This window comes from Pseudonocardia ammonioxydans, assembly GCF_900115005.1.
In the GTDB taxonomy this organism is placed as follows: domain Bacteria; phylum Actinomycetota; class Actinomycetes; order Mycobacteriales; family Pseudonocardiaceae; genus Pseudonocardia; species Pseudonocardia ammonioxydans.
Map to the genome: position 1 here is coordinate 1 of NZ_FOUY01000084.1, position 11,790 is coordinate 11,790.

Annotated in this window: 11 protein-coding genes and 1 pseudogene; 7 read left to right on the forward strand and 5 right to left on the reverse strand. The window is 70.1% G+C overall.

Annotated elements, in window-relative coordinates; genetic code table 11:
- The first annotated feature begins 191 nt into the window (after nt 1–191).
- Nucleotides 192–887, forward strand: coding sequence for an acyltransferase family protein (locus BM093_RS33015; protein ID WP_143105676.1), 696 nt, complete (start codon nt 192–194; stop codon nt 885–887).
- A 257-nt stretch (nt 888–1,144) separates the two neighbouring features.
- Here the strand turns inward: BM093_RS33015 and BM093_RS33020 are convergent, their stop codons facing one another.
- A complete protein-coding gene (locus tag BM093_RS33020; RefSeq protein ID WP_093356867.1) occupies nt 1,145–1,552 on the reverse strand; it encodes a heavy metal-responsive transcriptional regulator in 408 nt (135 codons plus the stop codon).
- Between the two features lie 187 nt (nt 1,553–1,739).
- On the opposite strand from BM093_RS33020, the gene BM093_RS37715 reads away from it, so the two are divergent.
- Together BM093_RS37715 and BM093_RS33030 are read left to right on the forward strand one after the other, a co-directional pair.
- Nucleotides 1,740–1,982: an MFS transporter gene (locus BM093_RS37715; protein WP_093356900.1), complete on the forward strand. Its 243-nt coding sequence runs from the start codon at nt 1,740–1,742 to the stop codon at nt 1,980–1,982.
- Nucleotides 1,983–2,014: 32 nt separating this feature from the next.
- The gene (locus BM093_RS33030; protein ID WP_281248757.1) at nt 2,015–3,202 is read left to right on the forward strand and encodes an MFS transporter; all 1,188 of its coding nucleotides are present in this window, start codon (nt 2,015–2,017) and stop codon (nt 3,200–3,202) included.
- 168 nt (nt 3,203–3,370) lie between these two features.
- On the opposite strand, the gene BM093_RS33040 is transcribed toward BM093_RS33030, so the two are convergent.
- Nucleotides 3,371–4,003, reverse strand: coding sequence for a class I SAM-dependent methyltransferase (locus BM093_RS33040; RefSeq protein WP_093356872.1), 633 nt, complete (start codon nt 4,001–4,003; stop codon nt 3,371–3,373).
- A 368-nt stretch (nt 4,004–4,371) separates the two neighbouring features.
- On the opposite strand from BM093_RS33040, the gene rpsN reads away from it, so the two are divergent.
- Entirely contained in the window at nt 4,372–4,677 is a 306-nt protein-coding gene (gene rpsN / locus BM093_RS33045) for a 30S ribosomal protein S14 (protein ID WP_093356875.1), read from the forward strand.
- A gap of 68 nt (nt 4,678–4,745) precedes the next feature.
- A pseudogene (gene ykgO / locus BM093_RS37720) lies at nt 4,746–4,869 on the forward strand (type B 50S ribosomal protein L36).
- Between the two features lie 249 nt (nt 4,870–5,118).
- Here ykgO and BM093_RS33055 read toward each other — a convergent pair.
- Nucleotides 5,119–7,182, reverse strand: a complete 2,064-nt coding sequence (locus BM093_RS33055) for a heavy metal translocating P-type ATPase (RefSeq protein ID WP_281248756.1) — start codon at nt 7,180–7,182, stop codon at nt 5,119–5,121.
- Here BM093_RS33055 and BM093_RS37725 point away from each other — a divergent pair.
- Complete coding sequence (locus BM093_RS37725; RefSeq protein ID WP_245773970.1) at nt 7,177–7,353, forward strand: hypothetical protein; 177 nt, start codon at nt 7,177–7,179, stop codon at nt 7,351–7,353. The genes BM093_RS33055 and BM093_RS37725 overlap by 6 nt on opposite strands.
- On the opposite strand, the gene BM093_RS33060 is transcribed toward BM093_RS37725, so the two are convergent.
- Both BM093_RS33060 and BM093_RS33065 read right to left on the reverse strand, forming a co-directional pair.
- Nucleotides 7,341–7,625 carry a DUF1490 family protein gene (locus BM093_RS33060; protein ID WP_093356913.1) on the reverse strand — a complete coding sequence of 95 codons (285 nt, stop codon included), beginning with the start codon at nt 7,623–7,625 and terminating at the stop codon, nt 7,341–7,343. The genes BM093_RS37725 and BM093_RS33060 overlap by 13 nt on opposite strands.
- Before the next feature lie 338 nt (nt 7,626–7,963).
- Entirely contained in the window at nt 7,964–8,968 is a 1,005-nt protein-coding gene (locus BM093_RS33065; RefSeq protein WP_093356883.1) for a metal ABC transporter solute-binding protein, Zn/Mn family, read from the reverse strand.
- Between the two features lie 1,955 nt (nt 8,969–10,923).
- On the opposite strand from BM093_RS33065, the gene BM093_RS33080 reads away from it, so the two are divergent.
- Nucleotides 10,924–11,697, forward strand: a complete 774-nt coding sequence (locus tag BM093_RS33080; RefSeq protein ID WP_093356894.1) for a M23 family metallopeptidase — start codon at nt 10,924–10,926, stop codon at nt 11,695–11,697.
- Nucleotides 11,698–11,790: the final 93 nt, after the last annotated feature.

The window sequence follows — 11,790 nt, forward strand, 5'->3', positions numbered from 1 at the left end:
ACGCCGCCACCCACCCAGCAAGATCCACCACGCGGTGATCATCACCGCCGAACCCAGATCAGCCTCTCACGACACGCCGAAACGCCGTTGCAGTACTAGCCGCGCTCCTACAAGGTTTGTCCGCGGCCATCCCATTCACCGGGGAGCCGTCGGCGCTGCGCTACCTGTTCGGCAACGCCGGCCTGCTGATCGTGCAGTACGACATCGCGGGCATCCTCGCCGGCACCCCGATGGGCGTCAGCTTCAACGGGGCGTTGTGGACGTTGTTTTTCGAGGCGTTCTGTTACCTGCTCATCGCCGTGCTCGGGGGTGTCGGGGTCCTGCGCCAGCGTCGGATCATCGTCCCACTGATCCTCGTGGTGCTGGCCGTGCTGACGATCCTGCAGGAAGCCGGGCTGCCCGTGTTCGTCAACGACCGGGTGCTCCGATTGACTTTCGTGTTCCTGCTCGGCGCGGCGGCTTACCTCTACGCCGACCGGCTGCTGATGCACATCGGCCTGGCAGCGGTGTCGGCCTCGCTGTTCCTGGCCAGCGTGGCCGCGTTCGCCGACTACCGGGTGCTCGGTGCCGCGCCACTGGCCTACCTGCTTGTGTGGTTCGGGGCGGGTTTTCGATGGCCGTGGTCGATGCGCGCGGACCTATCCTACGGGCTCTACATCTATCACTGGCCCGTGTTGCAACTGCTCGTGCTGACCGGGCTCGGCGGCGCTGCGACCCCGCTGTTCGTGACGGTCGGGCTCGCAATCGTGACTCTGGTGGCGGCGCTGTCCTGGTTCGGGATCGAGAAACCCGCGCTCAGGCGGAAGCACAGCCTGTTCCCGGAGCGTATCGCCGCGACGGTCGCCCCACGAGGCCGATCCCCCCGTGGCGGGGACCGAGGTGCTTGACTTCGCCGGTGGGGCATCCGGGCGGGCCGGGTCGAACGGGACACACTGATCGCCACAGCAGCCCGGGGGCGAGGCCCGCGAGACCCTGCTGGGGCTGCTGCGCCGACCACAACTGGGTGCGCGGTCCAAGATCCGGCTTCGGCGGCGTGAAACCGCTGGCACTGTGACCGGGCAACAGGGCGGCCGGACGAGGGAAGCGGGGCGAGCAGCGTGGATCGCCGGTGGCGAGCGGTAGCCGCGCCGACATCCGCGGCAAGCTATGCGCTGTCTGCTGGATTCTCGATGATCCGACAGACCATGGCGTTGTGGCCATGCTGACGCGCACCAGCGGCGCGGGCGCGGGATAGTGACTGACGTAAGTGAGTCAGGTCATCAAGTCGGCGGTCAATCTCGGCTATGTGCATGTCGAGCAACGACAGAACATGTCCGCAGGGCTGCTCGCCGCCTCGCTGGAGATCAAGAATGTCTTTGATCTCATCGAGGTGCAGGCCGAGGGTCTTCGCTTGACGGACGAAGCGCAGGACCTCGAGATCGTTGTCGGTGAACATCCGGTACCCGGCTTCAGTCCGCTCGGCAGCGGGCAGGAGTCCCTTGGCTTCCCACAGCCGGACCGCTTTGGGGCTCACGCCGACGGCCTGGGCCGCGGCGCCGACGGTCATCCGCATGCCGCCCCTCCTTCACGATCGCACCTTGACCCTATCCCTGGGGCAAGGTTCTAGCGTCGGGCGTCCAGATGGTTCCCGACGAGAAGGGGGATGCGGTGTGCCCGTCCAGCCGAAGGCCACCCGTAGTCCGCTCAGGGGCTTAGTTGCGCTGCCTACCCTCGACGTTCCTGGCTTCGCGCCGACGTTCATGATCGCGTCGATCCGGGCGCGGCGGGCAGAGACGTTCGGTACCGCACCCGGCGGCTTGGGCTTGGTGGTGCCGACGTACTTGATCCCGTACGGGGCGACGACCCAGGTGTGGGGGCCACTGTTGGATCGGCTCGGGCGCCGCCCGTTGATGCTCGGGTCGTTGCTGGGGTTCGCAATGCTGACCGTCACGACCACGCTGGCCGACACCCCGGAGGCGTTCCTCGGTGTGCGGCCAGCGTGAACGCTGCATCTCGCCGGGTCGGGCTGCGCACGGTGTTCGCCCACCCCGGCTACCGACGCCTGTGGTCGGCGCGGACCGCGTCGCAATGCGGAGACGTGTTCGCAACAGTGGCGCTGGCCCTGCTGGTGTTCGACCTGACCGGCTCGGCCCTGGGTGTGAGCGCGGTGGTGTTCGCCGAGATCGTGCCGGTCCTGCTGCTCGCGCCCCTGGCCGGCACCCTGGTCGACCGACTGCCCCGGATCCGGATCATGATCGCCGCGGACGTGTGGCGCGCCCTGCTGGCCGGGTCGCTGATCCTGCTCGGCGACCACGTCGTCGCGGTGTATGTGATCGCGTTCGGGCTCTCTGTCGGAGCGGTCCTGTTCAACCCCGCAGCCAACAGCGCCGTGCCCGCACTGGTCGACGAGAACGAGCTCGTCGCGGCCAACAGCGGCATCTGGACAGCCGCCGTGCTGAGCCAGATCGCGCTGGCCCCGCTCGCCGGGCTGCTCTACACCGCACTCGGCCCCGCCCCGGCGTTCGGGATCAATGCGGCCAGCTTCGTGGCCAGCGCCGTCCTGCTCACCGGGCTGCGGTTACCGGCCACCCCCAGTTCGACCGAACGGCGGGGGTTCTTTGCCGACGCCGTGGCCGGGGTGCGGGTACTGGCCTCGGACCGGTTGCTGCGGGCGCTCGGGGCAGGTCAGCTCCTCGCGGCCCTGTCGGCCGGTGCGACGAGTGCCTTGCTGGTGGTGTTGGCGCGGGAGCACCTGGCCCTGCCGCCGTCGGGCTATGGGCTACTGCTGGGCGCGATCGGCATCGGCGCGGTCCTGGGCCCGTTGGTGGTGAGCCGGCTGCTCAGCGATCCGCGCCGCCCGGCGTTCGTGTTCGGCCCCTACGTGCTCCGCGGCCTGGTCGACCTCGCGCTCGCGACCTTTACCGCGTTCCCGGTCGCCCTGGTCGCCCTGGCGATCTACGGGCTGGGCACCTCCACCGGCGCGGTCACCTTCAACTCCCTGCTGCAAGCCCACACCCCCGCGCACCTGCGCGGACGGATCTTCGCCGGCTTCGACGTGTTCTGGCAGCTGGGCCGGCTCGTGTCCCTGCTCCTCGGCGGACTGCTCGCCGCCACGCTCGGCATCCAGGCCGTCTACCTCCTCGGCGGCGTCCTGCTCCTGGCAGCCGCGGCGATCGGCTGGGCCGGTATCCGAGGTAGCACCCGAGTCCGCAGGCTAAAGTAGTCGTACGGGGTGTCGAGCAGCCCGTAGTCCGACGTCGTGATCGGCGTCCGGAATCGGAAATGGCGGGCCTTGTGCAGCCCGGCGCGGGCCAGCAGGTACGCCAGCAGCATCCCGCCGGGGCCGCCGCCCGCGATCACGGTCCTCCCAGGTGTGCTCACCCCACCGATACTAGATCGCTGGTCGAGTGTCTCGCTCGTCGAGAGAGTTGGGCCGGGCCAGCGGGCGCCGGCACAGGAACGTCCGTGCCGGCGGCGGGTTGCGCCACTCGGTGGCCGTCTCGACGACCTCGTCGAAGTGGGCGTCCAGCAGGGCGCGCAGATCCCGGACCCGTTTCGGCAGTGCCATCCAAGTGATGATCATGCTGAGGACGCCGTCGGGCACCAGCCGGCTCGCGATCACGCCCATCACCTTCATCCGCAGGTCCTGCGGGAAGACCGCCCAGGGCAGGGTCGAGACGAACGCGTCGACCTTGTCGATGCCGGCGTCGTCCAGGATCCGGTCGAGGTCGGCGACGTCGCCCTCCACGGCCTCCAGCCACGGCTTGTGCTGCCGCAGGTGCGCCACGAGCTCGGGGTCGATCTCGATCGCGAGATAGCGGGCATCCGGTCCCAGCCGTTCGCGGATCGGATCGGCCAGCACGCCGGTCCCGGCGCCGAGCTCGACGACCACACCGTTCGTGCCGTACGGGACGACCCGGGCCAGCTGCATGCAGAGCCGCCGTCCGGTGAGGAACGGGGTTGCCAGCTGGTCCATCCGGGAGAAGGACCGCTTGAGGAAGACGGTGTGGTCGGGACGCGCCATGAGGACATCGTGGCGGGTCCGGGCGCTCCGGTCATGTCCGGGCGACGCGGGTCACCGAACCGGCGCCGAACCGGACGACGAAAGGGCTCGCGGGAACAATTCCCGCGAGCCCTTTCGTGATCTGTGCGCCGTTAGGGACTCGAACCCCGAACCCGCTGGTTAAGAGCGACCGGCAAATGATGTCCCTGGCGTGTCGGCGCAGGTAGAGGCACGGCCCCAACGTGATCATGCGGAGTGTCGAAGTCCCATGATCGCGTGGAGGGCCCGGTTGGGTCGGCCACGGGCGCGGTGCCGGGATTGCTCCCGGTCCGGTTCCCGTGGCCGCCCGCCGCGGTCGCGCGGATCCGCACGAGGGGAGTACGTGTCTGATGGCCACCACGGGACAGATCGCCAAGAACGAGCGCCGGAAGGCGATCGTGGCTCGGTACGCCGAGCGGCGGGCCGAGCTGAAGGCCGTCGTCGCGCGGCCGTCGGCCACCGCGCAGGAGAAGGCCGCGGCGGCGGCAGAGCTGCGTCGCCAGCCGCGCGACGCGAGCCCCACCCAGGTCCGCAACCGCGACTCGGTCGACGGGCGCCCGCGCGGGCATCTGCACAAGTTCGGGGTGTCCCGGGTCCGGCTGCGGGAGCTGGCGCACGACGGCGCCCTGCCGGGGGTGCGCAAGTCCAGCTGGTGATTCACCCGCCGCTGGAGAGATGACACGGTGTCGCGGTCCGGCGTGGCCGCCGCCTCGAGGAGATGCACATGAAGGTGCGCACGTCGCTTCGTTCCCTGAAGAACAAGCCGGGAGCACAGGTGATCCGTCGTCACGGAAAGGTCTACGTGATCAACAAGAGGAATCCCGCGGAACAAGGCCCGTCAGGGGTGACCAGGTCGAGCCGCGCGGCAGCCACCTCGACCGAGTGCATGGCCTGCTGTGACGAAGCCACGAAGCCACGAAGCCACGAAGCGACTGTGCGCGGAGTTCGGCTGCAGCGTGACGCGGGCGACGGTGTCGGACGCGGTCCTGCACAGCTACCGGGCCCTGCGGCGAGGTAGCGCTGCGGAAGGGGCCTTACCGGAGCTGGTCGAGAGGCTCGCGCGGCTCTACCTCACAACATGAACCGGCGGGATGCCGTCACCGGGCCGAGTGGGCTTCGAGCAGGGGGCTTGCGGTGAGTGATGTCGACATGTTCGTGGGGAGCCGGTAGCGGATCAGTCGTGAGCTGTTCCCGACCACGGCGACGCTGGATGCGTTGTGCAGGATCGCCGCGACCACGGGCGACATTGCTCCGGCGGCGGAGACCAGCAGCCCGGCGGCGTTCACGGCGATGGACATGCCGTAGTTCTGCCGGATCAGGGTGATCGAGCGTCGGCCGAGGTCGCGCAGGTCGAGCAGGGCGTTCAGGTCGTCGGCGGCCAGCGCGACATCGGCGGTCTCGACTGCCACGTCGGTCCCGGCGGCGCCCATGGCGATCCCGATGTCGGCCAGTGCGAGTGCCGGGGCGTCGTTGGTGCCGTCGCCGACCATGGCGACCGTGTGGCCCTCGGCCTGCAGCGCTCGTACGACGTCCTGTTTGTCCTCGGGCATCACCTGCGCGCGGTACTCGTCGATGCCCAGCTGTCCGGCCACTGCCTGTGCGGTGCGTGGGTGGTCGCCGGTCAGCATGACGATCCGCCGGACACCGTCGGCACGGAGCTTGACCAGCACGTCGCCGACCTCGGGGCGGATCGTGTCGCGCAGCGACACCAGACCGACGAGCTCGCCGTCGACCGCGAGCAGCAGCGGGGTCTCGCTGGCTCGCTGCAGCTTGCGGACCCAGTCGGCGGCCCTGCGGCTGACCGTCACGCCTTGCGCGCGCAGTAGCTCCCGGGAGCCGATGAGCAGTACGCGGCCATCGGCCTGCACCCGCATGCCTTGGCCGAGCAGCACCTCGCACTGCTCGTGCGGCGGAATCTCGATCCGCCGCTCCTCGGTGGAGCGGATGACCGCCTGCGCCAGCGGATGTCGGGAGTGGATCTCTGATGACGCCGAGTAGGCCAGCACCTGCTCGGGTGTCCAGTCGTCGTGGAACGCGATGACGTTCGTGACGACCGGGCGCCCCTGGGTCAGTGTGCCGGTCTTGTCGAACACGATCGCGTCGACCCGTCCGGCGGCCTCCAGATGCGCGCCACCCTTGATCAGAATGCCGCGGCGGGCGCCGTTGCCGATCGCGGCGCTGATCGCGGTCGGTGTGGACAGGCCGACCGCGCACGGGCAGGCGACGAGCAGCATCGTCATCGCGCGGCGGACGTCCCGGGTGGCCAGCAGGGTGAGACCTGCGAGCAGGAACGACGCCGGCACGAACCGGCGGGAGAAGTTCTCCCCGACGGTCTGGATCGGCGCGCGGTCGCCCTGGGCCTGCTCGACCCGCTCGAGGATGCGACCGATGGCGGTGTCCTGGCCGACCGCGGTCGCCCGGACGACGATCCGCCCGCGCAGCAGCACCGAGCCGGCGTGCAGGGTCGTGCCGGGCGCGACCGAGACCGGCAGCTGCTCGCCGGTGATCGCCGCCTGGTCGATGACGCCCTCGCCCCCGACGACCTCGCCGTCGACCGGTAGCACGATCCGTTCGTGCACCACGACCTCGTCGCCGAGCACCAGGTCGTCGATGTCGACCTCGATCTCGCTGCCGTCCGCCAGGCGAATCCAGGTCCGTGTCGTTGTGCCGGTCAGCAGGTCGGAGATCGCCCGGCGGGAGCGGCGCAGTGTCAGGTCCTGCAGGTACTCGCCGATGTTGAGCAGCCACAGCACGGTGAGTGCGACGACGTTCTCCCGCAGCACCAGGCTGGCCACCGTCGCGGCGGAGACCAGCGCGTCGGTACCTGCGCCGCGGCCACCGGTCAGCGAGCGCAGCGCGCCACGCAGGAACGGGTACCCGGTGAAGATCGTGACACCGGTGGCGACGGTACGGCTGGTCGGTCCGAGGACCGGCGGACGGCGCAGGCCGTAGCGGCGGAACCCGAGCGCGGCCAGCGCGACCCCGCCCACCACGAGACGGGCGAACTCCCCGTGTCGGGTATCGGCCGAACGCGGGGTGCGGGCCACGGTCGCCTCCGGATCGGCGCCGAGGCCCTTGCTGATCGCCTCGCGCAACTCGATCCCGTCGCATCCGTCGCGGTACCAGACCACGACGCTGCCGGTGCGCGGGTAGGCATGCACCTGCCGGACACCGGCGACGTGGTCGACGACGTCCTCGACGGCGACGGCCAGCGCGACCTGATCGCGGAGCGCGGGAACGGCGAAACGGACACGCCCGGCCGCGTCGCTGACGACAGTGAGATCCGGGCCCGCGATGTCGCTACTCAGGATGGTCGACCTCAGTGCTCGTGACCGTGACCGTGCCCATCACCGGCGCCCGGTGCGGGGGTCTGCTCGCCGATCCGGCCGCGGGCCTCGCTCACGATGTCCGCAGTCGTCAGACGGGCCTTCTCGGCGCCGGTCTCCGCGGCACGAGCCCCGCGCAGGCCCCACGTCGTCGCGGTCACCGCGGCCTCGCGAACCGCACCCGAGCGTGCGACCCGCTTTACACCGTCGTAGGCCACGGCCCCGGCCAGACCGCTGGCCACCAGGCCGACGGCCTTCCCCGCCACTGCTGCGAACATGAGCACCGCCTCTCGTTCAGTCCCACCTGCAGCGTCGACGTGCCCTGAGGTGCGCGAGCCGTTCCAGGCTACGCGGAGGGCGCCGCGGCTGACCTCGACTGCCGCAACTGGTTGAGCATCAGCGCGCACGTTCCGGTCTACCTGGTCCGGCCCCTGTGGAGTCGGTCTCCGGCACCCTCGCGTTTCGCCCCACCCGGTCGGCTGGCTCTGGCCAGAGCCCGAGCCGGATTGCCCCTCCTGGCGGCTACCATCCTTCCCGCGTGGCTGCATTCGAAGGCCCGCCCGGCGCGAATCGGCTGCCCTGCCACATCTACGGCCGCGGCGCACCCCGGTCTCGGTCAACGGTTGAGGGCCTCGGCGAGCGCGTCGAGGTTGCCGTTCATCCACTGCACATAGTCGCCGGCACCGTCAGGCAGCGTTTCCGACATCTCGATCACCGGGACGCCTGCCTGCTCGGCGGCGGCGCGGACCTGGTCGGTGGTGGCGGACTGCGTCTGGTTGTTGAGGATCAGCGCGTCGACCGAGGGCTGAGTGCGGAACAGGTCCAGCATCTGGGCGACGACCGCGGCCGGCGGATCAGTGCCCTCCTCGACCGCGGACGAGAACTCCTGTGGCGTCGCGTCCTGCACGCCCGCAGCATCGAGCAGGTAGGTCGGCACCGGTTCGGTGACGGCCACCCGGGCCCGCGGATGCGCCCGGCCGATCTCGGCGGCCTTGCTGGTCAGAGTCGCGACGTCGTTGCCGACGGTCTGGGCGTTGCCGCGGAAGGTCTGGGCGGCGGCCGGGTCGATCTCGGCGAGCCGGTCAGCGAGCTGCTGCGCGACCTTCTGCACGGTGGCCGGGTGGTACCAGACGTGCTCGTTGAACGAGCCGTGATCTGCGCCCACCTCACCGGCGTGCGCCGCATGCTCCTCGGGGCTTTCGCCTTCGTGGCCGCGGTCGCCCGCTTCGGGCGCGCCCTCGAGCCCGGAGGCCTCGACGGCGTCGACGACCGGGGCCCGGTTGCCGGAGGCATCGACCAGGCCGGTCATGAACGCGTCGTACCCACCACCGTTCATGAGAATCAGCTGGGCGTCGCCGACGGTAGTCGCGTCCTGCGGGGTCGCCTCGTAGCCGTGCGGATCCGCGTTTGTCCCCTCGATGATCGAGTCGACCTGGACGTGGTCGCCGCCGACGGCTCGCGCTACCGAGCCCCAGGCGTCGGTGGATACGACGATCCGAACCTGCGCAGCCGCCGGGCCGGCGGGCGCCTCACCCTGGCCGGCCCCACAGGCAGACAGCACGAGGAGCAGCGCGGCTACCCCGGCCACCAGCGCGGCCGGACGGAATCGGTGTCGGGACACGAAGGGACTCCCATCAACGCATCAACATACATTTATCGAAAACGATTGTCGATTCACCCTACAGGTGCAGGTGCCGTCGCCAATGTGATCTGTGCCCGCTCCCTCCAGACGTCGTGTCGTTCGGCGAGCATCGCGCCGACGAGGCAAATGATCGAGTCGGCGGTCGGGAAGATCCCCACCACGTCGGTGCTGCGCGGGGCAGGCAGCACCAGGCAGGACCGAACCGGGCCAGGCGAGACGGGCAGGGTCAGCGGCGAACTCGTCTTCCCGCGCAGCCTCTGGCGCGATCGGTGCGCCCGACACAGGCCGTGCGCCCCCGGCGACCGCGAACAGCCCGCCATCACGCACCGCGCTGCGCTCGCCGCTGCCCGGGCTGAGCTGCCCAGCGGCGTCCACCCGAGCTGCGGGTGGGGCCAGGACCTACCCGACGACGGGATCCCAGCCGCACTCACCGCGGGGCCGACCAGCGTGGCCAGCCGAGCGGCCTGCCCGTCGAGGACCCCGACGTCGCCGAACACATGCGCGGCGCACTCGTCCGCGGACAGGAGCGACGATCCGTCGGCGGCGTGCGTCGGTCGCCGGGGCGCTCACCGGGGTGCTCGAGCCGTCTGCTCGCGGGGGCTGGGCACCGCGTCCACTGCGGCGCGCAGCCGAGCTTTGGTGCACGTACACCTGCGACGAGCTGATCGAGGTGTGCCCGAGCAGGTCGGCGACCACATCGATGCCGTTGCCGGCATCGCGAGGTCGCTGCCGTAGGCGTACCGCAGCTGGCGCGGGCGAACCAACCGATCCAGCCCGGCCCGCCGCGAGGCCGCGGCCAGCAGCTCCCCAACCGCCGGGCGCATGGGCGCGCCGACCGGGCCGCGGAACAGGTTGACGAACACGAGACCGCTGTCCGCGGTCGCCGCCGATCCGCATCCGTTCGAACCCGTAGGTGTCGAACGCCTGCACCGTCACCGCGTCCAGCGCTACCCCCGTTCGCGTCGGGACTTCACCCCATATGCCCGGTTTGGGTTGCCCTTCCTGCGCAGCACGTGCAGATGCACTCGCGCGACCTCGCAAACCCAGCGGCCGCGAATCGACCACACCCATTACCGCTGCCATCGCTTTCGCCTTCGAGCTCTGTGGAGGGAACCCGAGGATCAAGCGGTGGCCGCACACATGCCCGGCCGACACGCCGCACACCGCGGCGTCGTCCTCAGCGACGCCTACACCGCCCAGCCCGAGCGATCCGTTCGTGGCACCCCGCGACCACCGGCCCGGCGCCGTCTGGCTCAACCAACCCCAGCCCGACAAGGAGGCGACGCCGCCAGAGCGCTTGACCAATAGTTCAGGCGTCAACCTCAAATGAGCTTGCCAGGGACCAGCGAATCACGCGAATAGTGGCTCTATGCGAGGCCGGGCACCCGGTCCTCGGGTGCGGCAGATCCGGGTGCTTGCGCCGTGGCCCGCCCCATCTCGATCCTTTCTCGCGGAATGTGACGTTGGCGGTCAACGGAAGGACTTGCGCCGTGGTCCCGCGATGAGCGGTAATCGGGCGTCGCCTCCGATGCTGACGAAGCGACCGTTCGGCGCCCGTTCGAGCCCGGTGGTCTCAGGCGTTGGTGATGAGGGGAGGGCAGGCAGGCGAAGCCGGACTAGCGTCCTGGGAGATTAATAACGACCCGGTTACGGCCGGACACGGCCCGTTCCGGCGACCCGCCCCGACCCCGACGGGGTGGTCCACCGGGCTCGAAATATCGGAAGGACAGGTTGTGGCACGGCACCGCTCCCCCGTGAGCCGGCGCGCACACCTCGGATTCTCGCCATCGGTCATGTCGGCCGCTGCGGGAACCGGTGGCGCATACCGGCTTGCCGCGCTCCCCCAGGTCGACTCCTCCCCGCGTGCGTCGGCTCTGTCCGTTCGAATCATGGCCGCTGCGGTAGCCGGCAGCGCACTCGCAGCCACAGCTCAGATGGTGCTGACCGAGGCACTGCCGTCCGTGCTCGACGGTGACGACGTCTTCCTGCTCGGCATTGGCGAGCCGTTCACATCCGGAGGTGCGGTCGCACCGGAGGCGGCCGTCCCGGATCCCGCCCTTATTGATGCAGGGGCTGTACCAGCTAGGGCGCCGATGCTGCGCGAGCCGCAGGTCGTCAGCGCCGCCGATCTGGTCGCGGCGGCCGGGCTCGACCAGCCCCCTGCCGAGCAGGCCGCCCGTGCCGCCGTGCAGGCAACCAGCGCCGTCGAGCAGGCGGCCCGGGCCGCGCAGGAGGCGCGAGCCGCCGAGAGTTCTGCACTTGAGGCGGCCCGGACGGGTGGGGACGCTGACACGACGACGGGGTCGGCCACCGCCACAGGCAGCAGCGTACAAATGATGGTGGGACGTGTCAGCTCCGGCTTCGGCCCGCGCTGGGATGCACAGCATAAGGGCCTCGACATCGCGGCACCGATCGGCACCCCGATCCGAGTCCCGCTCGATGGGACTGTGATCAGCTCCGGGCCGGCGAGCGGATTCGGGCTCTGGGTGCGGGTACGGCACACCGACGGCACCGTCACCCTCTACGGACACATCGACCGCACGTTGGTTGAGGTCGGGCAGCCAGTATCGGCGGGCGAGGTCATCGCCGAGGTCGGCAACCGCGGTCAGTCCACCGGTCCGCATCTACATTTCGAGGTCATCGAGCCGGGTGGCGACAACATTAATCCGACCCCATGGCTTGCCGGGCAGGGAATCGACTTCACCTAGTGAGCCTTTGCCAACCTGCTGGATGAGCAGGTCAGCGGGCTGCGGCGTGTCGTGGCCTCGAATGGGTGAAGCTCCTGGTAGACGGGCGATTGA